The 26,609-nt window shown below is 55.6% G+C and carries 31 protein-coding genes and 1 riboswitch; of the genes, 18 read left to right on the forward strand and 13 right to left on the reverse strand.

Annotated elements, in window-relative coordinates:
- Positions 1-80: 80 nt before the first annotated feature.
- Complete coding sequence (locus tag G523_RS0101700) at positions 81-578, reverse strand: YciE/YciF ferroxidase family protein (RefSeq protein ID WP_022693285.1); 498 nt, start codon at positions 576-578, stop codon at positions 81-83.
- Positions 579-689: 111 nt separating this feature from the next.
- On the opposite strand from G523_RS0101700, the gene G523_RS0101705 reads away from it, so the two are divergent.
- The 4 genes from G523_RS0101705 (at position 690) to fsa (ending at position 3,961) form a co-directional block, all read left to right on the forward strand.
- Positions 690-1,058: an MmcQ/YjbR family DNA-binding protein gene (locus G523_RS0101705; RefSeq protein ID WP_022693286.1), complete on the forward strand. Its 369-nt coding sequence runs from the start codon at positions 690-692 to the stop codon at positions 1,056-1,058.
- 679 nt (positions 1,059-1,737) lie between these two features.
- Positions 1,738-2,496, forward strand: a complete 759-nt coding sequence (locus G523_RS0101720) for a phosphodiester glycosidase family protein (RefSeq protein WP_022693289.1) — start codon at positions 1,738-1,740, stop codon at positions 2,494-2,496.
- 2 nt (positions 2,497-2,498) lie between these two features.
- Positions 2,499-3,212, forward strand: a complete 714-nt coding sequence (locus tag G523_RS0101725) for a hypothetical protein (protein WP_022693290.1) — start codon at positions 2,499-2,501, stop codon at positions 3,210-3,212.
- A 92-nt stretch (positions 3,213-3,304) separates the two neighbouring features.
- Positions 3,305-3,961, forward strand: coding sequence for a fructose-6-phosphate aldolase (gene fsa / locus G523_RS0101730; protein WP_022693291.1), 657 nt, complete (start codon positions 3,305-3,307; stop codon positions 3,959-3,961).
- A gap of 158 nt (positions 3,962-4,119) precedes the next feature.
- On the opposite strand, the gene G523_RS0101735 is transcribed toward fsa, so the two are convergent.
- The 4 genes from G523_RS0101735 to G523_RS0101750 form a co-directional block, all read right to left on the reverse strand.
- Positions 4,120-5,097, reverse strand: coding sequence for a quinone oxidoreductase family protein (locus G523_RS0101735; protein ID WP_022693292.1), 978 nt, complete (start codon positions 5,095-5,097; stop codon positions 4,120-4,122).
- A gap of 4 nt (positions 5,098-5,101) precedes the next feature.
- On the reverse strand, positions 5,102-5,494 hold the full coding sequence (locus G523_RS0101740) for an MAPEG family protein (protein ID WP_022693293.1): 393 nt from the start codon (positions 5,492-5,494) through the stop codon (positions 5,102-5,104).
- Between the two features lie 25 nt (positions 5,495-5,519).
- Positions 5,520-5,897 carry a hypothetical protein gene (locus G523_RS17475; protein WP_022693294.1) on the reverse strand — a complete coding sequence of 126 codons (378 nt, stop codon included), beginning with the start codon at positions 5,895-5,897 and terminating at the stop codon, positions 5,520-5,522.
- Positions 5,898-5,998: 101 nt separating this feature from the next.
- Positions 5,999-7,045: an alpha/beta fold hydrolase gene (locus G523_RS0101750; protein ID WP_155802558.1), complete on the reverse strand. Its 1,047-nt coding sequence runs from the start codon at positions 7,043-7,045 to the stop codon at positions 5,999-6,001.
- A gap of 166 nt (positions 7,046-7,211) precedes the next feature.
- On the opposite strand from G523_RS0101750, the gene G523_RS0101755 reads away from it, so the two are divergent.
- From G523_RS0101755 to G523_RS0101775, 5 genes are all read left to right on the forward strand, one after another.
- Positions 7,212-7,787: a hypothetical protein gene (locus tag G523_RS0101755; RefSeq protein WP_022693296.1), complete on the forward strand. Its 576-nt coding sequence runs from the start codon at positions 7,212-7,214 to the stop codon at positions 7,785-7,787.
- Positions 7,788-7,824: 37 nt separating this feature from the next.
- Positions 7,825-8,199, forward strand: a complete 375-nt coding sequence (locus tag G523_RS0101760) for a hypothetical protein (RefSeq protein WP_022693297.1) — start codon at positions 7,825-7,827, stop codon at positions 8,197-8,199.
- Between the two features lie 79 nt (positions 8,200-8,278).
- Positions 8,279-8,860: a hypothetical protein gene (locus G523_RS0101765; protein WP_022693298.1), complete on the forward strand. Its 582-nt coding sequence runs from the start codon at positions 8,279-8,281 to the stop codon at positions 8,858-8,860.
- Complete coding sequence (locus G523_RS17480; protein ID WP_022693299.1) at positions 8,857-9,414, forward strand: hypothetical protein; 558 nt, start codon at positions 8,857-8,859, stop codon at positions 9,412-9,414. The genes G523_RS0101765 and G523_RS17480 overlap by 4 nt, the downstream gene beginning before the upstream one ends.
- Before the next feature lie 80 nt (positions 9,415-9,494).
- Positions 9,495-9,866: a hypothetical protein gene (locus tag G523_RS0101775; protein WP_022693300.1), complete on the forward strand. Its 372-nt coding sequence runs from the start codon at positions 9,495-9,497 to the stop codon at positions 9,864-9,866.
- Here the strand turns inward: G523_RS0101775 and G523_RS17485 are convergent.
- On the reverse strand, positions 9,863-10,678 hold the full coding sequence (locus tag G523_RS17485) for an arylamine N-acetyltransferase family protein (RefSeq protein WP_022693301.1): 816 nt from the start codon (positions 10,676-10,678) through the stop codon (positions 9,863-9,865). The genes G523_RS0101775 and G523_RS17485 overlap by 4 nt on opposite strands.
- A gap of 166 nt (positions 10,679-10,844) precedes the next feature.
- On the opposite strand from G523_RS17485, the gene G523_RS19985 reads away from it, so the two are divergent.
- The gene (locus G523_RS19985; protein WP_022693302.1) at positions 10,845-11,717 is read left to right on the forward strand and encodes an energy transducer TonB; all 873 of its coding nucleotides are present in this window, start codon (positions 10,845-10,847) and stop codon (positions 11,715-11,717) included.
- A gap of 37 nt (positions 11,718-11,754) precedes the next feature.
- Here G523_RS19985 and G523_RS0101790 read toward each other — a convergent pair whose 3' ends face one another.
- Positions 11,755-12,459, reverse strand: a complete 705-nt coding sequence (locus tag G523_RS0101790) for an endonuclease/exonuclease/phosphatase family protein (RefSeq protein ID WP_022693303.1) — start codon at positions 12,457-12,459, stop codon at positions 11,755-11,757.
- A gap of 127 nt (positions 12,460-12,586) precedes the next feature.
- On the opposite strand from G523_RS0101790, the gene G523_RS0101795 reads away from it, so the two are divergent.
- The gene (locus tag G523_RS0101795; RefSeq protein ID WP_022693304.1) at positions 12,587-13,165 is read left to right on the forward strand and encodes an NAD(P)H-dependent oxidoreductase; all 579 of its coding nucleotides are present in this window, start codon (positions 12,587-12,589) and stop codon (positions 13,163-13,165) included.
- A gap of 8 nt (positions 13,166-13,173) precedes the next feature.
- On the opposite strand, the gene G523_RS17495 is transcribed toward G523_RS0101795, so the two are convergent.
- The 3 genes from G523_RS17495 to G523_RS17500 all read right to left on the reverse strand — a co-directional run bounded on the left by G523_RS17495 (position 13,174) and on the right by G523_RS17500 (position 15,389).
- On the reverse strand, positions 13,174-13,629 hold the full coding sequence (locus tag G523_RS17495; RefSeq protein ID WP_022693305.1) for an SRPBCC domain-containing protein: 456 nt from the start codon (positions 13,627-13,629) through the stop codon (positions 13,174-13,176).
- A complete protein-coding gene (locus G523_RS0101805; RefSeq protein ID WP_027441367.1) occupies positions 13,626-13,970 on the reverse strand; it encodes an ArsR/SmtB family transcription factor in 345 nt (114 codons plus the stop codon). Before G523_RS0101805 ends, G523_RS17495 begins: the two co-directional genes overlap by 4 nt.
- A gap of 66 nt (positions 13,971-14,036) precedes the next feature.
- Positions 14,037-15,389: an alpha/beta hydrolase gene (locus tag G523_RS17500; RefSeq protein WP_022693306.1), complete on the reverse strand. Its 1,353-nt coding sequence runs from the start codon at positions 15,387-15,389 to the stop codon at positions 14,037-14,039.
- A 101-nt stretch (positions 15,390-15,490) separates the two neighbouring features.
- On the opposite strand from G523_RS17500, the gene G523_RS0101815 reads away from it, so the two are divergent.
- The 3 genes from G523_RS0101815 to thiC all read left to right on the forward strand — a co-directional run bounded on the left by G523_RS0101815 (position 15,491) and on the right by thiC (position 19,078).
- Positions 15,491-16,339 (forward strand): DMT family transporter, encoded by an 849-nt coding sequence (locus G523_RS0101815; RefSeq protein ID WP_022693307.1) that lies wholly within the window; start codon positions 15,491-15,493, stop codon positions 16,337-16,339.
- A 39-nt stretch (positions 16,340-16,378) separates the two neighbouring features.
- A riboswitch (TPP riboswitch) is annotated at positions 16,379-16,537 on the forward strand.
- Complete coding sequence (locus tag G523_RS0101820; protein ID WP_022693308.1) at positions 16,530-17,120, forward strand: hypothetical protein; 591 nt, start codon at positions 16,530-16,532, stop codon at positions 17,118-17,120. (Overlaps the previous riboswitch by 8 nt.)
- Positions 17,117-19,078 (forward strand): phosphomethylpyrimidine synthase ThiC, encoded by a 1,962-nt coding sequence (gene thiC, locus G523_RS0101825; RefSeq protein ID WP_022693309.1) that lies wholly within the window; start codon positions 17,117-17,119, stop codon positions 19,076-19,078. The genes G523_RS0101820 and thiC overlap by 4 nt, the downstream gene beginning before the upstream one ends.
- 68 nt (positions 19,079-19,146) lie before the next feature.
- On the opposite strand, the gene G523_RS21180 is transcribed toward thiC, so the two are convergent.
- Both G523_RS21180 and G523_RS0101835 read right to left on the reverse strand, forming a co-directional pair.
- Positions 19,147-20,232, reverse strand: a complete 1,086-nt coding sequence (locus tag G523_RS21180; protein ID WP_022693310.1) for a hypothetical protein — start codon at positions 20,230-20,232, stop codon at positions 19,147-19,149.
- Positions 20,233-20,284: 52 nt separating this feature from the next.
- Entirely contained in the window at positions 20,285-21,601 is a 1,317-nt protein-coding gene (locus G523_RS0101835; RefSeq protein WP_155802560.1) for a hypothetical protein, read from the reverse strand.
- Between G523_RS0101835 and G523_RS0101840 the strand changes: the two genes are divergently transcribed.
- The 4 genes from G523_RS0101840 (at position 21,569) to G523_RS0101860 (ending at position 24,208) form a co-directional block, all read left to right on the forward strand.
- Complete coding sequence (locus tag G523_RS0101840; RefSeq protein ID WP_022693312.1) at positions 21,569-22,153, forward strand: hypothetical protein; 585 nt, start codon at positions 21,569-21,571, stop codon at positions 22,151-22,153. The two genes, G523_RS0101835 and G523_RS0101840, sit on opposite strands and share 33 nt — an antisense overlap.
- A gap of 354 nt (positions 22,154-22,507) precedes the next feature.
- The gene (locus tag G523_RS0101845; protein ID WP_022693313.1) at positions 22,508-22,720 is read left to right on the forward strand and encodes a SlyX family protein; all 213 of its coding nucleotides are present in this window, start codon (positions 22,508-22,510) and stop codon (positions 22,718-22,720) included.
- Positions 22,721-23,270: 550 nt separating this feature from the next.
- Positions 23,271-23,519, forward strand: coding sequence for a hypothetical protein (locus G523_RS0101855; protein WP_022693315.1), 249 nt, complete (start codon positions 23,271-23,273; stop codon positions 23,517-23,519).
- Positions 23,520-23,650: 131 nt separating this feature from the next.
- The gene (locus G523_RS0101860) at positions 23,651-24,208 is read left to right on the forward strand and encodes a hypothetical protein (RefSeq protein ID WP_155802561.1); all 558 of its coding nucleotides are present in this window, start codon (positions 23,651-23,653) and stop codon (positions 24,206-24,208) included.
- Positions 24,209-24,283: 75 nt separating this feature from the next.
- On the opposite strand, the gene G523_RS0101865 is transcribed toward G523_RS0101860, so the two are convergent.
- Entirely contained in the window at positions 24,284-26,500 is a 2,217-nt protein-coding gene (locus tag G523_RS0101865) for a TonB-dependent receptor (RefSeq protein ID WP_233347249.1), read from the reverse strand.
- Positions 26,501-26,609: the final 109 nt, after the last annotated feature.

Here is a 26,609-nt window from a genome sequence, read left to right on the forward strand (position 1 = left end):
TATAGCGCATAGCAAAAACCCCGGAGGAGCGAACTCATCCGGGGCTTTTGAAAGACTTCACGTCTTATGGGGTGCTGGCGTTACGCAGCAGCTTTCTCATTTACGCCTGTTTCGGCGATCATGGTCATGCGCTTGTCGCCACCCATGGTGTCATCAAGACACTTATAAAGGGCACGGGCCTCATTCTGCTTACCAAGGCGGCGAGCAAAGGCTGCACTTGAGCCGTAACCGGCCATCGCATAGTGCGCCATGCGCTGGTACTGAGTGATAATCACGGCGTCCTGCACTTCGCTGTTTTCGAAGTCCGCTTCAATGCCGTGGGCTTTTGCCTCTTTTACGAGACCTTCCATGCCTTTGCAGAACTCGCCCTTCGGGTCGGCATTATAGCTTTTCAGAATATCCGCGACGATTTCCTTACCGTCCTGAATACCTTTTACGCCGTCATTCAGCGCCTGTTTCAGGTTCGGATCTGTTGCGTGTTCCGCCAGCTTGCGCGTGGCTTTTTCGGCCTGATTGTTCGCGCTGTAAATGTCCTGAAGCTGGTCGATATATACGTCTCTCAGTGTTGCAAGAGCCATGGGTGTCTCTCCTTTCAATTGGCGGGCACGTTCATCGCGCCTCTTCAACAAACTAACGGAAAGCCCCCTCTCAATGTTCCGAAAAAATTCGAGGCATGCTAGGAATCCCCTATGAAACTGGATGAGTATAACGCCTTCTGCGGCAGCCTTCCTCACACCACGCATGTCGTGCAATGGGGCGGCTCTCATGTCTGGAAAATTGGCGGCAAGGTTTTCGCGATTGGCGGCGCAGACGCTGACAACAAACTCAGCCGCTGCTCATTCAAAATTTCCCGCATGGGCTTTGATATCCTGAAAGAACAGCCCGGCCTTCAGGGTGCGCCGCATCTGGCCTCACGCGGCATGAGCTGGATCCAGCGCACAACCGACGAGACCATGTCAGACGAGGAGCTCCTCAGCTATATCCGCGACAGCTATACGATTGTCGGGCGCGGCCTGACGAAAAAGCTGCAGCGTGAGCTGGGCCTGCTGACCGAATGACACGTCCCGACACCTGGCCCTTTGATAAGTACCTGCGAGACGATGAGACGATCATCTGGCGTCAAAGGCAGGTGCGCGCTCATTGGGGGCGAATAGCTTTGTGTGTTTTGTTCGGCATTTTCTGTTGGCCCGTAACTTATTTCGGTGAACGGATGCTATTCGAGACTTACCTAAAAGTAGAGTTCATTGATTTCCTGCAATACGCAGTGGTCCTGATTCCGCTACATTATATCGCCATTGTCGGCTTTCTTAGCCTCATCGGAATTCCTCGAAGTTTCTTCTACCACTATGCTCTTACGAACAAGCGCGTTTTGATCGTGAATACCTTCCTCGGAAGAGACTACCGATCCCTTTCCGGTCGTTGGATGAATCCGTCTTTCATATTGCCAAACAGCCTCGGCAAAACGGGAACGGTTATAATGCTTGCGCTCACATGCTCGGACTAGGCGGAATAGGAAAGCGAACTACCGATTGGAATATCGCTGCCCACGGTACTGGCTACAGCCTATGCTGGATGTGTGCGCACATCCCAAAAGATCTAATTGGCGTTAGCGAACCGCAAAAACTTGCTAACCTGATCAAAACCACACTTTCACCACTACAACAGGCCGATCAAAAGGCTAGGGAAGACGCCCATCCTGATTAGGGCTAGTCCGCTCTTCCACGGACGCTCGATTACATGACACATCATACACTTAATTCACTCTGCCTTGCTCTTGCGCTCACGCCTGTTGCGGCCTGCGCGGAGGACACGCCATCCCATTGCGCACGTGAAACCGTTTATAACGCGCCTTTCGTCATTTGCCGGTTTGATCAGAGCGCGGACATGCGCCTGTTCCTCACCGCGCCCGATGGCGAAGCGTTCGGCCATTTTGAACTGCTGGAGGAGACACTCAATACAGATGGTGAGACTCTCGTCTTTGCGATGAATGGCGGCATGTATCACGAGGATCGCACGCCGGTCGGCCTTTACATTGAGGATAGCGAACAGGCCCAACAGCTGATGACGCGCGAAGGGCCGGGCAATTTCGGCATGCTGCCGAATGGCGTTTTCTATATAGACGCGTCCGGCGCGCACGTGCTGGAAAGCCTCGCCTACCGCACGCTTGCGCCCGAAGCGATTTACGCCACCCAATCAGGTCCCATGCTGGTCATTGATGGCGAATATCACCCCTCGCTCAATCCGGCGGGCACGTCGCTCAAACGCCGCAATGGGGTCGGCGTCAATGAAGAGGCCGGCGAAGTCGTTTTTGTAATCTCGGACACGTTCGTGAACTTTTACACCTTTGCCCGCGTGTTCCGAGATCATCTGGGCGCGCCCAACGCGCTATACCTCGACGGCACGATCTCACGCGTTTATGCACCTGAGCTATCACGCAATGAACAAGGCCTCCGCATGGGGCCAATCATTGGAGTTGTGGAAAGCACAGAAGAGTAGGCATGACAGATACAATCACGGTTGGCAGCCGTTTCAATGGACCACCAGGGTCTGGAAATGGCGGTTATTCAGGTGGACTGCTGGCCAAAAAGATGCAGACCTCCGGCGCTGTGCTCGTCCAGCTGCGTGCGCCGCCGCCGCTCGATACGCCGCTGAGCGTTACGACGTCAGATGACGGCCTCGATGCCATGCTCGGCGAGACGCTCGTCATCAAAGCCCGCCCGGCCGATCCTCTGAGCGCCGCGCCTCAGGCCCCAGCTCAAAGCCTTGCCGCGAAAGGCCCTGAAACCTTCAACTCAGTTGAAGACCATGTCTTTCCGGCGTGTTTCGTCTGCGGGCCGCTGCGCGAACGGGGCGACGGACTCTGCCTCTTCACCGGCCGGCTTGAAGGCTATGATGGCGTTGGTGACCTCTGGATGCCGGACGACAACTTCTGCGATGAGGAAGGCCGCGTCTGTGATGAATTTCTCTGGGCCGCGCTTGATTGCCCGGGCGCCTTTGCGATTGGTAATCAGAAGAATCCGATGGTGCTTGGCCAGATGACGGCGCAGATACACGAGCGCCCGAAAGCGGGTGAGACACTCACCGTTACCGGCTGGCTGAACTTTCATGACGGACGCAAACATGGTGCAGGCACAGCGATCTACCGCGCCAACGGCACATGCCTTGCGCAGTCAGAGCAGATATGGATCGAACTCAAGCCCAAAACCGCCTGATTGCAGCCAGTCGCCATCAGAAAAGGCTTTCGCCAGACGCCCATTCTCCGTAAAGAGGGGCAAATCCCACCTGCCAATACAGGGGCACTCAGATGAAATTCTTTGTCGACACAGCTGAAATTGACGAAATCAAAGCCCTTCTGGAAACCGGCCTTCTGGACGGCGTCACGACCAACCCGTCGCTGATCGCAAAATCTGGCCGCAACATTCTCGAAGTTCTGAAAGAAATCTGCGCACTGGTTCCGGGTCCTGTTTCCGGCGAGGTCACAACGACTGTTGCCGCTGACATGATTGCAGAAGGCAAGAAGCTCGCAGAGATCGCTGACAATCTCGTAGTGAAGCTGCCGCTTACATTTGACGGCATCAAAGCCTGCTACGCGCTGAGCCAGGAAGGCATCAAAACGAACGTCACGCTGTGCTTCTCTTCTGCGCAGGCGCTTCTGGCGGCAAAGGCTGGCGCGACATACATCTCACCATTCGTTGGCCGTCTTGATGACATCGCGCAGGACGGCATGGGCCTGATCTCTGACATTTGTCAGGTCTACTCCATGTATCCGGACATCCACACAGAGGTTCTGGTCGCGTCTATCCGCAACCCGATTCACCTGATGGAAGCTGCAAAAATGGGCGCTGATGTTGCGACCATTCCGCCAAAAGTCATTCACCAGCTCTTCAAGCATCCGCTGACAGATGCCGGCCTTGAGGCATTCATGAAAGACGTCGCATCGACCAAACAATCCATTCTGTGATACGTCATATAAATTGATTAGAATAAAAGCGCAGGCGTCACGGTCTGCGCTTTTTCTTTGTCTTACGTGAAGACGCCAAACGCAGTTACAAGGTTCTTTCGGGCGCCAGCAAACAACTTTCGTCGCTGAGCAATGACATCGCCCGTGCACTCCAGAACTCATACCTTCACGACCACCTTCCCGCGCGCGGCACCGGCACCAACCTTTGCTATCGCCTCATCACAACGCTCCAATGGGAACACGTCATCGAGCAAAGGCTTTAACTCCCCGGAAACAGCGCGGCGCGCGATGTCAGCAGTTACATCGGCGCTCGAAGGAACTGCGAGAACGCCAATCTGCCGCCCTCCAGCCCTATAAAAGAAGGAACCTCCCATCAGGCTAAGCAGAGTAGAGACTGAACCGCCTACGGCCTGATAGCGACCACTCTCCGCAAGCGCCCTGGCAACTGTCTGCGCTGAGCGCGTCGCCACCAGATCCAGAATCAGATCCCATTTCTGTCCCGTTCCTGCGAAATCCGTCGTCTCGTAGTCAATCACCTGATCAGCGCCGAGGTGAGTGAGATAATCCAGCTTGTCACCTCGATCCACGCACGTCACGATCGCGCCTCGTGCTTTGGCCAGATGCAGAGCTATTGGCCCGGCACCTCCGCCTGCACCATTGATGAGAAAACGCACACCGTTTTCGGCACCAGCCACGCCCGCGAGAGCTATCCCGCCCGACTGAGGCAGGGCGGCCGCCACCTCGTCAGACAATTCTAATGGCACGCGGTTGCAATAAGCTGCTTTAACAATGGCATATTCAGCAAAACCGCCACGCGTCATAACAAAATCGCCCATGACCCTTTCGCCAGTTTTCCAACCCTCAACACCCTCCCCCAGAGCGTCGATCTCACCGACGATGTCAGACCCGAGAACGCTGCGCCACGGCCGAACAAAGCCCCCAGCCAGTCGCGCATAAAACGGGCTTCCGGTCAAAAACTCCCAGTCAGACAGGTTCACTCCACAGGTTGAAACCCGAACCCGAACCTCGCCTTTTCCAGGTGAGGGGCGCGGCACCGTCAGCAGCTCAAGCCGTTCAACACCTCCATAGCCAGACTGGACCCATGCACGCATATCCCGCTGCGGCGGCATAGACATCGCTTTAGCCAATCGCATACCAGATACAGCCCACCGCTGTAGCCAGCATAACAAGCGCGGTCAGAAACGTTCCGGCAGAACGGCCCCATTCAAGCCCTTTGACCAGGCTGATACCCATGGCGTGGAGAACGCGCCCAAGGATAAAGGCGATCCCCAGCATATGGATCAGCCAGACCGGCGCAGACAAAGCGGCGAGCGCAAGCCAGCCGACAAGCACAATCGGCACATCCTCGATCGCATTGCCCTGCGCGCGAATGGCCCGCAGCATACGGTCACTACCACCATCGCCAAGGCTCACTTTTTCGGCCACGCGTACACGGCCGACATTTCCCTTCAGCACAAACATCAAGATGATAATGAGGCCGATATAAAGCCCGACAGCTTCAAATCCTGTCATAACATCCTCCCCGAATTTTCTTTATCTAATCAACGCAGAGCGTAGCGCCTACCTGCCCATTCTCAACGGTCGCGCAGCACCCGAACGGGCTGGTCGTCATCTGGCACGTACCCGTCATAGAGCCTTCCGGCAGCATGTTACTCCCCGCAATATCTGCACGGCACTGGCCCTCACACTCTGAACTGTCAAAGCACGGCTCACCGGCATCCGGATACGAATACACGCATTGATACCAGCCGCGCATACCGTCGCGGACATAGTCACCGCCTGCGTCCCGGCAGATGTCAGCATTCGCTGCAACAAAGGCTTCAGTGGCCTCAACCTGCGGACGCTCCGCAACCGGTACTTCGGTTACGCAGGCCGCAATGAGCAGTCCTGAAGCAATAATGATCAGATTGCGCATCGTGTTTCCCTTCTCTTACGTTAAGCATGCGCTGCGCTTGAGACATGGGCAACAAAAAAGGGCACCAACCGAGGCGCCCTTCTGATTTAGTCCTGTTAAAATTACTGCGCAGACGACGCAATCTTTCCGCCTTCAGCACTCATCATCAGTTCGACAATGGTTCGCGTGACTTCTGGCTCAAGTCCTTCAGTATGTCCTTTATCAAGCCGGATAACGTCCGCCACAATGCGACCACCATCACAGTTCGGATACACAAAAACTTCAGATGTGCCGCCACGCGGCAACAGACCCCATACAGGGTTCGGTACGCGCTGAGCTGATCCGTCATACACATAGCCAGGCTCTGTATCGATTACGTCATCCTCGCGAATGCGCGCATCACAACCAAGACGATCTGCCCACTCGGACGTGTCTGGCAGTTCAACAATCTCCAGCTCGCCATTCGTATTGATATGGCTGAACTCACAGATTGGAAACTCCTCTGGCGGAAGCACGCGCGGCTCACGCGGCGGGCGCGGACCTGTATCATCCGGACCCGGACGATAGAAATTTGGCGATAGCTGAGATCGACTGACACGGCCGCCTGACAAGCTCAGAAAACCGTCGACCTTATCAGCATAAAAGTCGGTACAGATCAGACGACGTGACGTCATCCCACCCTGAGAGTGACCAGCCATCCAGAATGAATTGATATTCTCCGCGCCAATCTCATCGATCAGGTTTGTGACGATACCTTCCAGATGGGCATCATCTGTTTCGCGCCAGAACTGGATTGGCGAATTGGGCGTAGCGACAATCAGATTATAGTCGTCGATATGATCCAAAATCGGGAAGTAGTGACGCTGCCAGTTTCCGTATGATCCGCCGCCATGAAGGTTCAGAACGATTGTGACCGGATCGCCCTCGCGCAGATCACATGAGTAATCCAGATAGTAATTGCGTTCCGTTTCCGGATTCATGGCTGGTCCCTGCTCAACAACCAGCGCGCCGCAATCTTCGCCGCGCACACAACGGTCTACCGGTGGTGGCGTGCATGGTGCAGCACTTAGCGTGAGCGGCACGGACGGCGCCGTTGTCTGACACGCGGCAAGCGCAAACAGCGCACCGCACAAGCTAGTTATGCCTGCAGCAGATCGTTTTATATTCATGGAGTCCTCCCTATCAGCCCCGTTTTCAACTTAAGGCTCAAAGTCAGAAATTCATGAGAGCCCGCTACAGTCAAGTGAGGTGCTAAATTAGTTCAGTTTTTACAGCGTCGCGCTTTCCAAGGTCGTCTGCCCGCTCTAGCCTGTTTTCCGATTTGGGGGACAAGGAATGAACGCAGAATTTGCCAGCCGGAAGCTGAACCGGAAGCTACAGAAGAAACTAAAGCCCGGCGAAACCGTGCGCTGGACCGATGAGGGCTGTCGCGCGACACTCGATCTTCAGATTTTCTACGCGATCTACGCCGCCATAGGTGCCGCAGTGGTTTACCTCGCTGTCTTTTATATGCCCTCGCATCTGATGTTCGACATCTTCCGTGAAACCAACCCGTTTTCATTCGTCTACTACATCTGGGCGACAGTGATCACGCTGGCTGCTTTTGGCATGCCCGCTTTCGCCTTCCTCCAATCGTTCAGCTTTGCTTACGCAATAACAAGTGAGCGCTTACTTATTATGAACACATTTCCGCCTTCACTCTGCCGAACCATGCCGCCAGAAGAGATTCAGTTCGTGAAGGTTTCTGCAAACGGGACGCGCGGCAGCATCAAGCTGAGGCGACCTCAGCTGGTTCATATGTTCCGCAAGTATCGCGGGCATTGGAACTTTCTGATGCCGCGCAGGCTGATGAACATCGCGAATGTCGAAACGGCGGCCGACCACCTCAACACGCTGATGAACAAGCGTTGATGGCCGCTCCAATGTGAGGACAAAAAGGGGACGAAACATGACTTTCTCACTGTGGATACAGGATCTCGACTATAACAATGTCGTTGACCAGCCGGTTGAATCGGCGAGCCCGGCTATCTCACTTCTGAACGAGTATGACTGGCCGCCGCACCTTCAGAAATTCGAAGCCTCCGGCGGTATTCAGGGCGAGGCCTGCCCGCCTGTTCTTGGCGTGACCGACCAGACAACAGAGAGCTGGATCACTCTGCTCCCGAAGACGGATGGCAGCTACCATATCAGCTGGAACATGATCAGCGATGGTGGAGCCAATGCTGCGACAGGTGACCGCCAGGGCGTCGGCCATGCCGATGCCGAGTTTGCTATTCGCTGCTTCATGGCACGCGATACAGACTGGCTGCGCGACCACATCTGAGCGGCCATCTTCTGCTTGCATATCGCCCGTTTTGCGTTTCCACTAAACGCGGAACAGGCGTTTAAGCGGCGGGGGTCAGATGCCAGAACACACAGTCACTGACGGCGCCGAAAACGAGCTACCCGTAAAGGCGGTAAAGCTGCTTCAGGGCATGATGCTGCCCGAAGAGCAGCTTATCTGGTCCGGCCAGCCCACGCGCATCAAAAAAGCGCCGATCATCATCATGATAGTCTGCGCTCTGATCGCCCTGCTTATGCAGATTCCGTTGATTTTGGATGATCCGGAAAGCCTGCCGGTTGTGCTCGGAAGCTTTGGCGTTGTGATTCCCATCGCCGCCATCAGCCTGTTTTTCATCGTCCGCGGCCAGTTTCGGAACACCTGGTACTTTGTGACGACCAATCGCGCGATCGCCTACATCCCGATGCTGGTCATTTGGGGGAACGCGTTTCAGTATCTGATTGGCCCGAATTCTTCGCTCGAGCTGAACGAGAGAAACGAGGTCGGCGACATCGTCATTCGCTCACCCGACTATTACAAGAATACTCATAAGCCGGGACGCTTTTTGCGATTGTCCAGTGTCGCTGCGCCGCAGGACGTGCACTACAAAATCGCCTGGGTAATCGCGGCAAAACGGCAGACTGACGGAACGACATCCCCGTGACTGTAGGCAAAGACGTCTTACTCCACACGGTTCTGCGGGATGGAGAGACACTTCTCTGGAGCGAAATGGTGCATCCTGCCCGTATCCGCTGGCAACAGTTCAGAGATGTCGCAGGTGGTGTTCTGTACCGTGTGCTTGGCTTATTCACCTGTCTGGTTATCTCGGTACAGCTCGTTTCAGCCATTCCCATCTATGTGCAGCGGGACGAGATAATCCGGCTATCAGGTAGTATCATCGTTCTGGCACTCTGCGTGCCGATCAGCCTCGCCGTCATTTATTCCCTCATACAACGGCTCCGAGATACTAATGATGGTGTGGAGCGATTTCCTATCGCATACGGAGTCACAAACCAGCGTCTTTTTGCAATCCGAAACGACGGCGACATGCACTCAAGCCTTGAGATCGACCACATTTTGCGCGTGGAAGACGTAACATCAGAATCAGAAATTCTGGTGACCGGAACCGACGCCGACGACATGTTCATCATGGTCATGCTCACGGATAAACAGTCAGCCTGTGAGGCCATCGCTAAAGCCCGTGGACTAACCGCATAACCGGCTCACGTCGAAATTTCATATGTCCTCTTAACCGGAGCACCAGTCTCCCCCGCTAAACTGCAGATGGAGGGACGCCAATGCTCATCACACCTAAGAACATCACCCATGTCATCATCATGGCGGCCTGCGTGTTCGGCATGGCCTTTTTCGTGTTTCTGTGGGCCGTTGAAGATCGAAGTGCCGGAGAGACGAGCTATTTCTTCGGGCTGATCGCCGCCTTCGCATTCGGGGCAATTTCACCGTTCAAAGCGGGGGCATGGATTGGCCGGATGATTATTGCGCTCAGCCTGTTCGGCCCAACCATTCTGATCCTTTTTTTCCATACAGGTCCCGTCAGCCATTTTGATCTCTGGCCAGCTTTTGTTGTTGGCGGGCTTATGGCCAATTCTCATTATATCGAGATTGCCATCCGGTTCGTGATGGACATGCAGCGCAAATTTGCGCGCTAGGCATCCGAACGCGGAAACATCTGCCTGCGGCGCGCTGTCAGCATCGGCCAGAGGCGTTCAAGGTCCGGCTCTTCCAGCCCGAACAGATCACGCAGGACTGTTCTCATCTCATCGACTGATTCAATGATGCGCGGCGCTTCCTTGCTGCCTGGATGATTGGTTTCCAGCATCTGACCGCGTAGCGTGTGATAGGACCGCCCGCGCCTGATCTTCGCCGTCATTGTCTTGCGGAAAATGGAATTCGGATCTTCCACCTGAACATCATGCTGTTGCTGAAGAAGCGCGTTATCAGCTGGCTCGGCGCGAAAGTCATAACTCATCGCAGAGCGCCAGCCGCCCTCATGCATACGCCAGTATCCATCCCCTGCATCCAACAGAGCCATGCGTAGCGGACGGTGCAGCGTTTCGGCTTCCTCCAGTGCAATGGCGGAAATCTGCGAGCCGCCAAAGCCGACATCCACAAGATAATCACGGTCCAGCGACACCATCAGGCAAAGATGATTTCCAAGCGCGACATCACCCATTTTCTCGCGCCGCACACCGCCAGACAGCCGCATCACCTCAAAGCCGATTTCGCTGAGCACCCACTCAAACAGCGTGTTCATTTCAAAACACCAGCCACCCTGTTTGCGCGTGACGATCTCATCATAGGCGGCTTCAAGCGACCATTCGACGGGGCGACCGGCATAGATATCGAGATTCTCAAACGGCACCGCGCGCACATGCGCCTCAATCAGCCCGTTCAGCGTCGCAAGATCGACACGGAGCGGTGCGACGTAATTGATCCTTTTGAGATATTCAACGAGTTTCATTGCGCACGGGTAGATCGTGCCAGTGAATATGGCAAACCAATATGCTCACAGCGGCTATCGGAAAAACTCAACATTCGGTAGCTCCTTTTCCTCTAATTGCAGCGTGGATACTTGAGCGGAGCAGGAAGTCCCGTTTATTTTTATCACAATCATAGGGGACGTGATTATGTGGAAAACACTCTCGGCTGCTGTTCTGCCCTTGGTATTCGGTGCGTTCTGCACTGCCAACGCGGAGGCCGACTTATGCAACGAAATCGAATGGTGGATTATTGAAGGCTTGACCGAGACTCCTTTTGTCTCTCTCGATCCGGCCTTTCGATCAGAGGACAATGGGGGCTATCGTCCCGGAGCATCTCTGGAACCCCTGAATGGGGAACCTTGTGGTTTGAACAGAGAACTGCCGAATCACGCTGAAGGCACCATGAAAGTCACGTCATTGACCTGCCGCTTTCCCGTTAATGGAGAGGCAAGAGGACGTCTGCGCGACGCGCGAGACGGATATTATCGCCTGAAAGAACAGCTTGCAGAATGTTCGGTGCTTCAGGACTGGCAAGTTCGCGAAGATGAAGGCTATTCGCGTTATGCTACAAACTGGTCTCATCCGGGCAGTGAACAACTTTCGCTTATACTGCGGAGCGAAAGTCTCTACACTTCAAATTCGAGCGATCTGGATATCACTCTTGAAAGGGTTGAGTTCGAGTCAGAGACTGCGCCGCCAAGAACGGGAACAACAAGACCACCGGCAATGCAAACCGTCCGGCCTCGCAACCTGAATCGGTGGGCAAGCCGCGTGTCCCAGGCCTATCCTGAAATTGCCAGAAGACTGGGTTGGGAAGGAACCGTTGGATTGACTGTCATCGTCGATGAGAGTGGACAACCGCAGGACTGCGAGATCACGCGAACTAGCGGCTGGCCCATTCTTGATCATACTGCCTGCGAAAGCATGATAGGCTATGCGCAATTCCATACGGCTGTGGACGATCAGGGCAACACCCAGCCAGGACAATACAGCACCCAAATCCTGTACCAGTTGGACTGAACAGTCCTGCTGGCCGCCTTGTGGAGCACTTGCTTCGCTATGGCAAGCATAGCCTCGCGACCACACCAATATGGTCTGTCAGCTGATTACCGCCTGACATATTCTCAATGCGCGTCAGGCTGCCAGCCGTAGCGCCCCTGACAGCAATATGATTGAGCAACCGTCCTTCGAATGGCGGTGCCTCCGTCGCGAGCTTCAAATCAAACCGTGCCAGAAAATCTGACACCATTGCATGCGCCGCTTCGTTGGTGCGTGCCCGCGGGAAGGTATGATTGAAGTCTCCGCCCAGAATGACCGGCAAATCGGTTTCCAGTACGGGCCCAAGCTCGTCCGGCAATGCAGCCAGAAAGGCTTTATGCTCCTGCCAGCGTTCACTGTCGCGCTGACCAGACGTCACGTGGCAGAAGGACCATGGAATACACATGCCGATGACCAGGCAATCCTGCCCCTCAGCATTAGTAACCCCGCTCACAAGCCGGCCTTCAAGCGGACGCCCCGATCGCGGTGTATGAACGTTTCTCCAGGGCGATTTCGAAACGAGAGAAATTTTCCTTGCTTGCGGATGCGCAGAATACGCCCAGTCCGGACTCGCGAAGATTGCATGCCCGTCAGGCATGGCGTCAGCCCTGACCTCGCTCAGAATGCCAATATCGGCGTTAGTCGCCGCATAACGGTCCTTCAACACAGGAAGCGCTTTGCCTCGTCGAGGGGCGAATTCAAAGTTCCAAGCCAGAATATGCAATGCCGCCTCCCCACACCTATAGCATTGAATGAAAGCCGCATTCCTTCAACCCACCTGCGACAAGGGCGCGCCTTATAAAGTCCGATCTTTCAGGTATGTTACTGAAAGCGAAGTGGGGGACACGACAATGAAACTCTTCATCTGGGTGGGGCATCCACGCGAAACGTCTTTCTGTCACGCACTGGCAGATGCTTACGCCGAAGGTGCAGCCGGGAAAGGCGCGGACATCCGCCGGATGAACCTAAACGATATGTCGTTCGATCCGGATCTCACACTCGGCTACACGCAGCGCAAAACGCTGGAGCCCTGCCTTGAAGAATGGCGCGAAACGCTCCTATGGGCCGATCATATGCTGTGGGTATATCCGCAATGGTGGGGCGGCATGCCCGCAAAGATGAAGGGCGTTCTGGACCGCGCCTTTCTGCCCGGTTTTGCCATGAATTATCACGAGAATGATCCCTGGTGGGATAAGCTGCTCTCAGGGCGCACAGCCGACGTGATGATCACCGCAGATGCACCAGCCTTCTTCGACCGTCTCGCCTATGGGTCACCCGCCCAGCATCAGGTAAAAAACCTCGTCCTGAAGTTTTCCGGCATCAAGCCGCTTCAGGTCAAACAGATGGGCACAGTGAAATCCGCTAAGCCGGAGAAGCTCACACGCTGGATTGCCGAAGCCAGAGCACGCGGCGCGAAGATCGCCGGCTAGCGGACTGTTTAGGCCTCCAGAACGGCTTGCATTTTCGCTATCGCGGCAGTCCACCCTGCTGCAACGTCGTCGAGAATTTCACTGCCAGAAACCGCCGCCGTCTGCAGCGTCACCACCATATGAGTGCCATCCCCGTCAGGCGCGATGCTGACAGACACCTGACTGACGCCCTGCACCTGATCTTCCGACTTGATGATTTCGGTATAGATAATCTGCTCGTCAGTCGCGATATGGTGATAAATGCCCACCACCTCAGCCACGATATAATCTCCCACAAGGCAGAGCGACACGTCTTTCCCACCTACAGAGAAATCATCTTCGGTGTAGCGGATCACCACATCATCAGACGGTGAATTCCATTTTGCCCGCTGCTCCAGATCAGCCCACGCAGCAAACACGCGTGCCGGACTGACGTTGAAATGTTTTTCCAGAACCGACGTTCTGTGCTGCATAAGTGCGGTCATGTTTCGTCCCCTTCCTTGAACATGGCATCCATCCGGCCCAGCCGGTTCTGCCACCCTTTTTCATACTCATTGATCCACCCCGACAGCCGGGCGAGCGCCTTCTGATCGAGCGAGCAGATACGCTTGCGCCCTTCCTTTCGCGTGATGATCAGCCCACCGGCTTCCAGCACTTTCAAATGCTTCATGAAGCTTGGCAGCGCCATCTCGAACGGTTCGGCAAGCTCTGTAGCTGCCGCCTCCCCCTGATGAAGCCTCGCAATCACGGCCCGCCGCGTTGTATCGGCGAGCGCATGAAACCCGAGATCAATCTGACTTTGCGTAGATGAATTAAAGTTAGCCATAAAGCTAAGTATCAGCACGGCGCACACCCGTCAAGATAGTTAGCTAATTGGCTTTGTATTATTCGATTAGTCGTTCTGGGACGGTGCGGTCTCGACTGGCTCTGGCGCATCAGCATCCGGTTCTTCGTCGTCGCCGTCCTCGGTGCTGGTTTCGCTCGCAGGCTCTTCGACCATCACCTCGATCACTTCACCGTCTTCCACCGCATAGGCAGGCCTGAAGCGCGGGAAAGCGCCGGGCGCCTGATTATCCTCAGGCATGTCGCGCGGCACAAATACCAGCGGGTCGACCTCATCACCAATGCGAAGCGGCGCGGTAAGAAGATGGCCGACATCCAGCACAATGCCCCGTGTGGCATCATAGTTTCTGACCAGCGCATTCTCATTGAGGATGGCACTGCCCAGATGGCCAACAATGTCTGGCGCCGTCAGGAAGCTTGAATGACGCATACGGTCACCGCCCGGCACATCCGTCAGGTCCAGCACAGTGATGCCGCCAGCTTCCTGCAAACGCTCCAGCACTTCAGGGCTGGTCGGGTCCGTACCACCAAGGCGGGAGGCACCTGCAATCAGCCGCGAAAACCAGAGCGCGCGATCATCCTGCGTGACCAGAATGGTGAAAGGCGGACGGTCCGGACCGAGCGTTTCCATCTGCCGCCAGAACACATCCACATCCAGATCGGGAGACGCCAGGACCACATTTGTGATCTTATCATTCAACCCGCCATTCCGGATGGAATACTGGCGAAGCGCTTCCATAGTGAGCCAACTGCCCATAGAGTGCGCGAATATAGTGATGTCCCGCACTTCTTCGCGGTTGGCGATGCCGGTGATCAGATTTTCCAGATCATCACGCGAGTAATTGGCGCTCTCACGGTCATAGAGATATCCGTTCAACCGCCCGCTGGATGGCCATGCAAACAGGACAGACGCCTGACGCATACCGGAATCGAGCTTCATCTGCGCAAGGCCGAACACAGCCGCATCGAAGGTCACATTATAGCCGTGCACAAAAATCAGCACGCTGCCGTCTTCGACCTGTTGGCCGAACCATGAGCTCACACGCTCGGTCGGATTCTCGCCGATATAATCAATGCTGTTGGTGACGAAATGCTCGTTAGCGTCCAGTCTCGACCCGTCATGCGGCAGTTCGAGACGCCCCGTCTGGTGATCAGGCGGCGCAGCGATGTTGATGATAGAAATCTCGCCTCTTGGAGACCGCTCGCCGGAATAGACAACGCCCGGCTCATCAGAACGGGCCCGCGTTGATACCACCAGCACGCTCGCGGACTCACGCGTTTCCTCATTGGGAACCGGCGTCACCACCAACCTGTTCTTCGGCCCAGAAATGCAGGCCGACAGGCTGAGTGCCGCAAGAACGACAGGAAAGAAACGCGAAAGCGGCGTACGTCTGAACTTCATCCCTGATCTATGCATCACCGGTGAACACTGTTCAATCGAAGAAGTTCCACATCAACCGCACGTGATTTGCTGTAGGGGCTTTGCTGACCAATAGTCAGCCCATGCCTTCAACCCTTCGCATCCTCCTTCTTGGCAGCCTTGCTATGATAGCCTTTGCTGCCAATTCGGTGCTGGCGCGCTTTGCCCTTGTCGATGGCGCGAGCGGCGCGTGGAGCTTCACACTCATCCGCCTTATCTCCGGCGCGCTGGCGCTCGCGCTTCTGGTACGCCTGAAGGTGAAAGGCACCGGCAGCTGGAAAGGTGCAGCGAGCCTGCTCGTCTATGTGGCGGGCTTCAGCTATGCCTATCTGGCGCTTGGCGCAGGCTTTGGCGCGCTGGTCCTGTTCGCCGTTGTTCAGTTCACCATGGTCGGCTGGGCGCTGAAGACAGGTGAGCGACTATCCGCCCTGCAATGGGCAGGCCTGATTGCGGCATTCGGCGCGCTCGTCTGGCTGTTATCGCCAAGCCTCAGCGCGCCATCTTCCGGATTTGCGATACTTGCCATGATGGCCGCCGGCATGGGCTGGGGCGCTTACTCGCTGATCGGCCGGTCCAGCAAAGCGCCAACGCGCGACACAGCCGGAAACTTTCTCCGCGCCAGCCTGATCGCCCTTCTCCTGACGCCTCTTATCTTCCTCGCACACACCGAAGCCATGCCGGGCAATACAGCGATTGCCGCAGCCCTCGCCTCTGGCATCATCACATCAGGTATCGGATATGCGATCTGGTACGGCGTCCTGCCCGCTCTCGGCCGTGCGCAGGCCGGTATCTTACAGCTCACCGTTCCCGCGATCGCAGCCCTTGGCGGAGTGCTTTTCCTGAGCGAGCCGCTGACGCTCCGCCTTGCCCTGTCTGCCACCATCATCCTCACCGGCGTAGGCCTCGCCACGCTCCGCCGACAGCCGCGCTGATGCCCCTTCCCAAATCAGAGCAACTGAACTAGGTTTACCCCAATATCCGAGGGGCGCCGGTGCACCGGCTGAGATCCTGTTTGCCATTCAGAAAAAGTGGAAACCGCTTTTTCGCCCGGAATGACAAACCGCTGAAGAAGAGCACCCTTTGAACCTGATCCGGTTTAGACCGGCGTAGGAACGGAATGAGATGCAACCGAGCTTTAGCGACCCAAAAGTAAGAGAACATTTCGACCGCATTTTAGGGGCGGGCGAAGACGTTATCTGGCTACAGGAAAAGCACCCCATTTCGCCGAAATGGAGGAATTTCGCGGCTGCCAGCCTAATCATCAGCATATTCTGGGCACTGCTGATTGGTGCACTGCTCTTACTCGGAATGAAATTTGGCCGTCCGATCTCATACCCCTGGTGGGTACAGGTCTGGCAGGTATTCATCTACAGCGTCGCAATCTTAGGCCCGCTCCTTTTGTCGATCGAATTCATTCGCACCAGCAATAGCGGCGTGCACGTTCTTACGCCACGACGGCTCATCCTGACGAATTCCAGGTGGCTAAACCGGAGCCTGAAAACTTTTGCAGTGGACACATTGAAAGTGGCCAGACGCAAAAAGTCGGACAAGGCCGATATTCTATCAACGCAAGAAACAACGATTTTTCTCTGGCCGGTAAAGCACAGCCCCAACGAGCCAGTGATCTATGACATTAAAAACCCCGAGCAGTTCGCGAACATTTTGGAAAAATATGGCGCGGGCGCGACCTCAAATTCCGGAGCACAAAAATGAACAAACCTACTGACCAGTCCGAATTCGAGACCCCGAAAGTCACAACCGGCCCGCTGCCTGCCAGCCGTAAGGTCTACACTCACCCGAAGGCGGACCCGAGCATTGCCGTGCCGCGCCGCGAGATCGACCTGCACCCGACAGCGAATGAGCCGCCGGTTCCTGTGTATGACACCTCCGGCCCGTATTCAGACCCGAACGTAGAGATCAACGTCGAAAAAGGCCTGCCCCGCACCCGCACCGCATGGGTGAAAGAGCGTGGCCATGTCGAGGAATATGAAGGCCGCGAAGTCAAACCGGAAGACAATGGCGGCGCGACGGGCAAATACCTCGCCCGCGAATTCCCTATCCGCAACAGACCACTCAAAGCCGTCGATTTCGACCCTACAAGCGACCGCGCAGGCGCAGCTGCGCCAGCTTCAGCTGGCAATAGCAGCGAGCAAACAAGACCACCAATCACCCAGTATGAGTTCGCAAAAGCCGGCATCATTACCAAAGAGATGATCTACGTCGCCGAGCGTGAAAACCTTGGCCGTCAGGAAGCGCTCGCCAATGCCGCCGAAACCGTCGCGCAGGGCGAAAGCTTCGGCGCGGAAATCCCCGAATTCATTACCCCTGAATTCGTCCGCGACGAGATCGCCAAAGGCCGCGCCATAATTCCGGCGAACATCAACCACCCGGAGCTGGAGCCGCAAATCATCGGCCGCAACTTCCTTGTGAAGATCAACGCCAATATCGGTAACTCTGCCGTCACCTCCTCCGTTGAGGAAGAGGTGGAGAAAATGGTCTGGGCGACCCGTTGGGGCGCAGACAATGTGATGGACCTCTCAACAGGCCGTAACATCCACAACACCCGCGAATGGATCATCCGCAACTCGCCGGTCCCGATTGGCACCGTGCCGATCTATCAGGCGCTGGAAAAAGTGGACGGCATTGCTGAAAACCTCACATGGGAAGTCTATCGTGACACGCTGATCGAGCAGTGTGAGCAGGGCGTTGACTATTTCACCATCCACGCCGGTGTGCGCCTCGCCTATATCCACCTCACCGCCAACCGCGTCACGGGCATTGTCTCGCGCGGCGGCTCTATCATGGCGAAATGGATGCTCGCCCACCATAAAGAGAGCTTCCTCTACACCCATTTCGAAGAGATCTGCGAGATCATGCGCGCCTATGACGTCAGCTTCTCGCTGGGTGATGGCCTGCGTCCGGGCTCTATCGCAGACGCGAATGACCGCGCCCAGTTTGCAGAGCTTGAAACGCTTGGCGAGCTGACCAAAATCGCCTGGGCGAAGGGCTGTCAGGTGATGATCGAAGGCCCGGGTCACGTGCCAATGCACAAGATCAAGGTGAATATGGAAAAGCAGCTGCGTGAATGCGGCGAAGCGCCATTCTACACGCTTGGCCCCCTCACGACGGACATCGCGCCGGGCTATGACCACATCACCTCCGGCATCGGCGCGGCCATGATCGGCTGGTATGGCACGGCCATGCTCTGCTATGTCACGCCGAAGGAACACCTAGGCCTGCCAGACCGTGACGATGTGAAAGTCGGCGTCATCACCTATCGCCTCGCCGCCCATGCGGCAGACCTCGCCAAGGGCCATCCGGCGGCGCAGGTGCGCGATGATGCACTCTCACGCGCCCGGTTTGAATTCCGCTGGGAAGACCAGTTCAACCTCGCACTGGACCCCGAAACCGCCCGCGATTTCCACGACCAGACCCTACCAAAAGAGGCGCACAAGGTTGCGCATTTCTGCTCCATGTGTGGCCCGAAATTCTGCTCCATGAAGATCACCGCCGAGGTCCGCGACTACGCCGCAAACATGACGGACAATGAGAAAAAAGCGCTCAATCTCGAGGCTGAGAAGGGGATGGCTGAGATGTCGGAGAAGTATGCTGAGATGGGCTCTGAGCTGTATCTCTTGGAAGACGGTACGAAGCGTGAGGCTATTGATTGACGGACGTTTCCTGTCTCCGAAACTTATCAACGGCGCGAACCACACAGGCTCAGTTGATTTATCGGCGCCTAAAAGAAGAAGCCTAGCAAATTGACGGCGGCCGAGACTAGGCCGTCCCAGTTTGCATACGTCACCGCTGCAACCGCAGCAGGGCCCGCTGTTTTTCCCGCGGATTTCGCGAATTCTTTTGCAAAGGTATCGATCAGTCCGCCAAACCAGCTGAGCACGCGCCCAACCATTCTACCAACCGCCGTCAACGCACGCCAAAGCTTGGTCGTTACGGCTGATTGGGACTGCGCCTGCTCCTCAATTGTTTCCAACTCTCTGGCAATATCTTCCAGCTCCTCCTGATCTAGTGGCAACTCTTCCAGTTCCTCAGGAGGGTTGTTGTGACCCATGCCGACGGATGCACTCTGCAAGCGGTCGATAAAAGACCTCGCGCGAGCAACTTCAGATTTAATGGCGCCCGTTTTTAAATCAGCAAGCTTTTTGCCAACCACGTCCGGGTACGACCATTGGTAATCATCGACCAATCGCCGCTCATTAGGTACCCAAATGTGGCCTATTGCTTCTATCTCTGCGACTGCATTATCGACTTCGTCTTCATCGACGTCATCGAGAAATGTCTGTGGAATAATGTCGCCAGCATAGTAGGGGCCGCCCCAGATATAGAAGTAGTCGCCTTCATCTCTTGGAGTGGAGTTCGCAGGGTCCTCGTAGTTAAACAGAAACCATTGCACCATCTCGGCCACTCGTTGTTCTCTGGTCATAGCTGACAAGTCAGGAACGGCACTTGGATCTCGCAGCTCAAGTCCAGTCGAAATTCGCGTGGCAAAATATTCTGGCGGTCCGTAGAAATCCACGAACCTTCGTTGATCTGTCGGCCAATTATCTTTCAATGCTTGGTAAACACTCGCGACCCATTCAGAATCACTTGCGGCGTCGACCCCCACATACCCCGATGCGGTGAAGCTTTCGAAGTAAACCGCCACACCATCTAAGTTTCTATTCCCAATGTTTGGCTCCGACGACAGGTAAGCCTGTCCGCTCGTGTCTACACGAATTTGGTGCGTGGTTCCGTCGTCCTCAACAGAAGCCAGCAACCTCGCAACATTAAAGAGCGTGAATTCTTGCGGGTCGTTCAGATTTATCATTTAGACAAATTTCCTAAAGACAGCTGTTCAGACATCATTGCGAACTGAGACCCTATTCTAATCTTGTCACGGGCGGAGCAGTGTCGAATCCATCACCACTAGACTGCATAAACTGATGAAAGAAAACGCTTGCTATGACCGACTGTGGACAATTGAAGTCACGTCGGGATTTTCTTAACTCCCAACCTTCTGCTACAAATTTATCAACTTTCCGATCGAATATTCCTCTACAGACCGCGTGTGCTTGGCGATCCGGAATTCCTTTTGTTGCCATGAAGTCAACAGTATCGCGCGCACTTTGCCAGAGAAGATTACAAACTTGAGCAGGACAGAATTTTTTCAATGCGCGTCGAATAATTTGATCCAAACGCTCGTCTGATCGATCTGCTTCCAAATACCTTTGTTTCAGCAAATAGCCGAAATAGTGGAGACATTCTTGCACGCAAATCGCGATCCAAAAATGATCAACATCATCATACCAATGCTCAGGCCAATTTCCTGAGCTCACTATTTCTTCCAGACCGAAAACGAATTGTTTGCGCTCTTCGAGCGAATTCGCTGGCATGAATTCCCAGCTCACAGCTGTTGGGCGATATTGTACGACCTGGGTCAAATCTTCAGAAAATATAAGAGAGCTCTCGTCGCTACTGAGTCCAATTTCCAAAAACCCTCTATGATACAGAAGCTCGACGGATTGTTTCGTGTACGTTTCACTAGGTCCCAGAGGGACCGGCGAAGTTTGAAAAGGTGACACCCCTGCATAATCTGGTCCCACAGAGTGGCGCACGAGACCGAGAATCCCAACTGCAACTTCGAACTGAACATCTGAGGGCGCAATGTCGATTCTCCATGAACGCTGTACCGCTTGCACAGCGGCCTCAATGCGTTCCTTGTGTAATAGAGTCTGTTCCGCTCTCCACGACTTGCAGCCTCCGCACCGGCAAGGTTCTCTCTTACCATGTCCGCAGCTTGGGCAGAACGCGCGAGGCGTTTGCCAACTGTATCCCGTTCGACTCCCACGCGCGACTACCAACTTCTCGTCCAAGCAATATGGGCAGTGTTCTGGCAGTATTTCTGGCGGTAGGATCGATGAAAGCTTAGATGGCGTAACTGCCAATTCATATTTTTCGATCAAGTCTGAAACTGGAACATCAGTTTCGAAATACTCCAAAAGCAGTTGAGAAATTTCTTCCTCTGAAAGGTGGGCCAGTCGTTTGTCCTGCAGTGAATTTCTCATGCAATCATTTAGATTGAAATTAAATACGAAATCAACGAGATGATTTTGATCTCCCCAAAAACTTATCCCCCTTCTCATCCGCGAGCCTAAACTTGGCGGATGATCACCGCGCCTGCCTTTGACATGCTCCACACCCTGCCCGGCCCGAGCCGGGTGGTCGGGCTGTTTCTGGCGCGGCTGCTGAGCTATCTGCTCCGCCTCCATCATGCGGGCCAGACAGTGGTGCCCGCCGAGATCGTCTCTATGGTGCGCTCAGCCGATGCGATGGTGGAGGCTTCCATCCGTTATCTTGCGGCCGGTCAGCTCACCGCGGCCGGATGCCCCGCGGCGGCTGAGGCTCTGCGTTCAACCCTTGAAGCCCTCACCCCTGCCGCCCCTGACACTTTTGCTGAGCCCGCTTCCCCTGCGGAGCTGATCGAGCAGCTTCAAACCACAATCGACACCTTTGAGCGCGCTGAGGCGTTGGCGCGCGAGCTTGCCTGCCTGATGCTCTGCGTGCATTGCCTTATCACCCCGTGGCAGCGCGGCCCGCGACTTCACACCGGCGTCGAACACTCCGCGACGCTCCAGCCCCGTAGACCGGGCGTCACTCCACCAACAACCATCAGGGTTGCCCGTGGCCCGCCCATTCACGCGCCCAACCTCTGGCCATCGCCCGAGCCTCAAATACGGCTCGCCGCGTAGGGTGTCATTAGGCTGAAAGCCGTAATGCACCAGAACGCCTCCCCTTCCATGGTGGATTACGCGTGCGCTAATCCACCCTACAAATCCCCACATCACGCCCCCCGCGCGACAGAGACCGCTCTGTGGCGATAAGTGTGTTGGGGTTTTTGTGAGTTTTGCTCGGGCTTGTCGCTTCGCTCGCCCTGCGCCTGCGCGGTCGCTTGTTTGGTGTGGCCAGAACTTAGTTCTGCGCGGCAGCCCTGAGCGCGTTCTATGTGAGCCGAAGGCTCACGAGAACAAACAATAAAAAGCCCCGAACTCATCAATCCAAACCAGACATTGCACCGGTTCGCTGACAGGCGTATCTCCCTTCCCATGACCGACACCACATCCCGCCTCGACGAGCTTGAAATGCGTGCTGCCCATCAGGAGCAGACGATTGAGGATCTCAACACCGCCATTACCGAGCAGTGGAAGATTATCGAGCGTATGGAGCGCCAGCTGGCGGCGCTGCGTGACCGTGTCGCTGATGCCGAGCTTTCGGCGGGTGAGGCCGCGCCTGTCGACCGGCCTCCGCCGCATTGGTAGAGTTTCTTATCTCACGCCAGTTCGCTTTGCTCACGGTTTCCCTTCTTCGTTCTCGCGAGGCAAGTCTCGCATAGAACAGGCTCAAGGCTGATGGCGGATATTCGCCCGTTGCCTGGTCGGGCTCTGGCGAGCCCAACCCAGACATTCGTTCGAGACCTCACAAGCAACCGCTTAAGCGTAGCAGGGCCGAGCCTGTGCGAAACAATGTAGGCAGGCCAAATAAACCAATCACCTGAATTCAGAAAAACGAAAAATAAAACCAAATAAAATAATGTATCTCACAGGTCGGAAATTATTTTTATTTCGACCGGTGCAAAATATTAATCAGCGCCTATATATATTAAACACTGATGAGTATTTCAGCTCATCTGAAAGACCGGAACATTTTCGGCATTTACGGAAACGACCCCAGAAAGACCCGCTGACCGTACCTGGACTGGCCGCTTTACCGCGCCGTCAACTGTCGCGCCCGTCTTCTGGACATTTTCGCAGCCCGCTTCAGCCATTCTAAGGCAGAGGCCGCTGCACCTCTCCGGACCCGTGCCGTCTCATGACATGCGCGCCAGGCCCGGAAGAGCATATCGGAGCCAAGGCTTCGATCACGAAAGACAAAGACATGACGATTATCACTTACAAAAATCCGCGCAGCCCGAACGCTGTAAAAGGCAGCCTCGCCGAGCAGGCGTTCGCGCCGCGTGCTGTAAAGTTGGCCTCAACCCCTTCAAAGCCTAAACGGCAACAGGCGGAAAAACGCCTTTGCGGAACGCTCACCCTGTTTCACCCGGCCACGGCCAGTTGAACCGTTCAGCCCGCGCAGACATCCGGTTTGCGCAGGCTGACGCTCCACCGAACGCGCCGCCCAATAGCCGCTCAGTCTCATACCCGGCTCAAGGCGCAGACTTTTCTATCAGAGTGCACTGGACCCTTCTCATGAGTATCGACAAAGTTATTGAAAGCCTTCCAGGCATGTCCGCGAAAAATCGCGAGAAACTTAAATTCAACGCTGAAGCCATGCGCGATAATGGCAAGGAAGATCAGTCAGAAAATGCGGAACGCGTTCTGCAGGCGCTCATTGACGTTGCCGCCGAAGAAAAGCAGGCACGCTATGACGACCTGACAGCTATGAGTATGGCCGAGCGCGTGCATGACGTGTTCATCACCTCTCCGGCGACCAATACCGAAGCCAAGGCCATCACCGCACTGATCGACAATCCGGGCAAGACACCCAGCGAACTCACCGCGATCTGCGGCTGGAAAACCCAGTCCTGGCAGACCTATTTCGGCAATATGTGCAAGAAGCGCGAAGCCGTACTCTGGCCGGATAACGAGACGGACAGCATGACCGCCAGCAAGATGATCGGGCTTCTCGTGGACGAAAATGAAGAGGCAGGCGGCCTCACCATGAAACCCGATGTGGAAGAAATCTTCCGTAAGATGGGGCATGGCACGAAACGTCGCCGTTCTAAAACGGCCCGCGCTGCGGCTTAAGTCCGGAACGCCGACTATATTCAAATTAAACCCCGGAAAGCGCCAGGCTCTCCGGGTTTTTTTCTGTTGCTATGGCTAAAACACATACTCCAGAGAGGCCCCGAAGGTCCGCGGCTCGGACCGGAACGTGTTATAGCCGATAAAGCCATAGCCGGAGACGGCATAGTCTTCATCGGTGAGGTTCCGTCCCCAGAGGCTGAGCGTGACGCCCGAGTCTTCAAAGCCGAGATCGAGCGCGGCCTGCAGCGTGGCAAACCCGTCCTGACTACGCGCGGCGAGGCCTTCGGCATCAAGGAAATACTCGCTTCGATATTTGCCATGCACAGATGCAAGCGCAGAGATGGTGTCCGTCACGTCAAACGCGTAAGAGCCGCCCAGCGTGAGCGATGTATCCGGCGCGAATGGCAACGGATTACCATCAAACAGAGCCGCATTGCCGCCAATGTTAGACGTCTGCTGGATCTCTGTCTCATTCAGAGTGAGCGAGCCGTTCAAAGTCAGCGCGTCTGTCGGGCGAAGGCTGAACTCGGCTTCCACGCCATATGACTCCGCTTCGTCCAGATTGGAGAGCGAGTTTGACGTGATCGTGCCACCACCTGGCAGATCAAAGGAGACGAAGATACGGGCCTGCGGATTATTATAATCAAGATAGAAGGCCGCGAGGCTATAACTATAGCGCGGGTTCGGCGCGGATTTGAAACCCACCTCGTAAGCAGTCACAGTCTCGGCTGCGAACAGACCTTCATCCGCATAATGGGCAGCATTGTTCGCGACTTCGCCGTTAAAACCGCCGGACTTGAAGCCATTGGAAATGCTGGCATAGGCCATGCCGGCGGCAAAGTCGTAAGACAACGCGGCATTACCTGAGAGGCGCGTCTCGCTAATCTCATTGCCTCCAATCGCAGCGCCGAGGCCGTCGCGATTATTGAAGCCGACCACCCCATCATCGAAGATGTGAACGCCCTGCCCATTGCCTTCAATCGTTTCGTCAGTGAGGCGCGCACCAATGGTGAACTGAAGCGCCTCGGACAGATCAATCTGATGGCTGGTGAACAGCGCGAAGGTTTCGCGTGTCTGCTCAATATCAGTGACGAGCGTCGTCGCTGTGCCATTGCTTGCCGGTGTCGGGCCTACACGTCCCGGCGCGCCGACATAGCTGCACGTGCCGAGCTGTGTGGCAGGGTCGAGCTGGCCGCACCAGATGGTGTAGCGCTGCTGGAATTCATCAGCTGAAAGCGCCGCGCCATAAAGCGCCGTGCCATAGCTCGTCTCCCCTGTCAGGCGGAGCTCCTGAGACAGCTGCACATAGTCACGATTATATGAGAGGTTCGCATTGAGGTTCTGATTGCCGAACGGCGCTGGCGTGCCGTCAAAGTCGAAACCGTAATTCTGCTCATAGCCTTCAATGGCCGTGAGGGAGAAAAGCTCCCACGTCCCCAGAGTGCGGGTATATTCAGCAGACACTCCATAGAATGCGTTGTCTGTGCCCTGAATACCTTCGCCCTCGCTGGAGATTTCATGATCGCCAAGCGTCAGGCTGTCATTGCGCGGCGTCGTGTTCACGCCATTGTCTTCTTCATAATGCGCGCTGAGGAGAAGCTCACTGGCATCAAGATCGAAGAGCAGCCCCGCCCGCAAGCCGAACTGGTCGGTTTCACCGCCCGCAGCAGACGGGCCGGACACATTGTCCAGAACCGGGCCGCGCGAGGTATAATTACCGGCGATGCGATAGCTGACCATATCTGTCAGCGCGTCACCTAAGGCAGCCGCCGCGTCATACCGGTCGTAATTGCCGACGCCAACGCGGACATAACGTGTCTGATCATCAGACGGACGCGCCGAGATGAGGTTCACCGCACCGCTGGAGGCGTTGCGTCCATAAAGCGTGCCTTGCGGCCCTTTCAGGATTTCAACGCGTTCAAGATCATAGAGCATCAGCCCTGTCTGAACATTGGTCGCGAGGAAAGCACCATCGGAGTACACAGCAGCCGCTGAAGGCGTTAGCGCCTGATGGTCTACAGCGCCAATACCGCGGATCTGGAACGCGACCTGAGTGCCGTTTGCGACAGCCGCCTCAACACCAGTGGCAAGGTCCGTCAGATCGGCCGCGCCAAGATAGCTCGACGCCAGATCGAGGCGTTCACCATCCAGCACGGAAACAGAGGCAGGCAGATCGGAGACAGGCTGCTCGATACGGGTGACCGAAACGGTCACAGGGTCCAGACGACGATCCGCGCTGACATCATCCTGCGCGGCGGCATTTCCGGCTCCAGCGAGGAGCGCGGCACTCAAAAAAACGTTCAGATTTTTCATCATGGGGGGCGTGTAATGACATTATCCCTGCGGGGCAATTGTAAATTTCTGATCACATGGATGAGCAAATTTGAACGACGAACACGCA

Source organism: Ponticaulis koreensis DSM 19734 (assembly GCF_000420665.1).
GTDB lineage: Bacteria > Pseudomonadota > Alphaproteobacteria > Caulobacterales > Hyphomonadaceae > Ponticaulis > Ponticaulis koreensis.

Coding starts and splice junctions, on each gene's coding strand:
- G523_RS0101700 (WP_022693285.1), bottom strand. CDS start 578: ATGGCTCTTGCAACACTGAGAGACGTATATATCGACCAGCTTCAGGAC.
- G523_RS0101705 (WP_022693286.1), top strand. CDS start 690: ATGAAACTGGATGAGTATAACGCCTTCTGCGGCAGCCTTCCTCACACC.
- G523_RS0101720 (WP_022693289.1), top strand. CDS start 1,738: ATGACACATCATACACTTAATTCACTCTGCCTTGCTCTTGCGCTCACG.
- G523_RS0101725 (WP_022693290.1), top strand. CDS start 2,499: ATGACAGATACAATCACGGTTGGCAGCCGTTTCAATGGACCACCAGGG.
- fsa (WP_022693291.1), top strand. CDS start 3,305: ATGAAATTCTTTGTCGACACAGCTGAAATTGACGAAATCAAAGCCCTT.
- G523_RS0101735 (WP_022693292.1), bottom strand. CDS start 5,097: ATGTCTATGCCGCCGCAGCGGGATATGCGTGCATGGGTCCAGTCTGGC.
- G523_RS0101740 (WP_022693293.1), bottom strand. CDS start 5,494: ATGACAGGATTTGAAGCTGTCGGGCTTTATATCGGCCTCATTATCATC.
- G523_RS17475 (WP_022693294.1), bottom strand. CDS start 5,897: ATGCGCAATCTGATCATTATTGCTTCAGGACTGCTCATTGCGGCCTGC.
- G523_RS0101750 (WP_155802558.1), bottom strand. CDS start 7,045: ATGAATATAAAACGATCTGCTGCAGGCATAACTAGCTTGTGCGGTGCG.
- G523_RS0101755 (WP_022693296.1), top strand. CDS start 7,212: ATGAACGCAGAATTTGCCAGCCGGAAGCTGAACCGGAAGCTACAGAAG.
- G523_RS0101760 (WP_022693297.1), top strand. CDS start 7,825: ATGACTTTCTCACTGTGGATACAGGATCTCGACTATAACAATGTCGTT.
- G523_RS0101765 (WP_022693298.1), top strand. CDS start 8,279: ATGCCAGAACACACAGTCACTGACGGCGCCGAAAACGAGCTACCCGTA.
- G523_RS0101775 (WP_022693300.1), top strand. CDS start 9,495: ATGCTCATCACACCTAAGAACATCACCCATGTCATCATCATGGCGGCC.
- G523_RS17485 (WP_022693301.1), bottom strand. CDS start 10,678: ATGAAACTCGTTGAATATCTCAAAAGGATCAATTACGTCGCACCGCTC.
- G523_RS19985 (WP_022693302.1), top strand. CDS start 10,845: ATGTGGAAAACACTCTCGGCTGCTGTTCTGCCCTTGGTATTCGGTGCG.
- G523_RS0101795 (WP_022693304.1), top strand. CDS start 12,587: ATGAAACTCTTCATCTGGGTGGGGCATCCACGCGAAACGTCTTTCTGT.
- G523_RS17495 (WP_022693305.1), bottom strand. CDS start 13,629: ATGACCGCACTTATGCAGCACAGAACGTCGGTTCTGGAAAAACATTTC.
- G523_RS0101805 (WP_027441367.1), bottom strand. CDS start 13,970: ATGGCTAACTTTAATTCATCTACGCAAAGTCAGATTGATCTCGGGTTT.
- G523_RS17500 (WP_022693306.1), bottom strand. CDS start 15,389: ATGAAGTTCAGACGTACGCCGCTTTCGCGTTTCTTTCCTGTCGTTCTT.
- G523_RS0101815 (WP_022693307.1), top strand. CDS start 15,491: ATGCCTTCAACCCTTCGCATCCTCCTTCTTGGCAGCCTTGCTATGATA.
- G523_RS0101820 (WP_022693308.1), top strand. CDS start 16,530: ATGCAACCGAGCTTTAGCGACCCAAAAGTAAGAGAACATTTCGACCGC.
- thiC (WP_022693309.1), top strand. CDS start 17,117: ATGAACAAACCTACTGACCAGTCCGAATTCGAGACCCCGAAAGTCACA.
- G523_RS21180 (WP_022693310.1), bottom strand. CDS start 20,232: ATGATAAATCTGAACGACCCGCAAGAATTCACGCTCTTTAATGTTGCG.
- G523_RS0101840 (WP_022693312.1), top strand. CDS start 21,569: ATGATCACCGCGCCTGCCTTTGACATGCTCCACACCCTGCCCGGCCCG.
- G523_RS0101845 (WP_022693313.1), top strand. CDS start 22,508: ATGACCGACACCACATCCCGCCTCGACGAGCTTGAAATGCGTGCTGCC.
- G523_RS0101855 (WP_022693315.1), top strand. CDS start 23,271: ATGACATGCGCGCCAGGCCCGGAAGAGCATATCGGAGCCAAGGCTTCG.
- G523_RS0101860 (WP_155802561.1), top strand. CDS start 23,651: ATGAGTATCGACAAAGTTATTGAAAGCCTTCCAGGCATGTCCGCGAAA.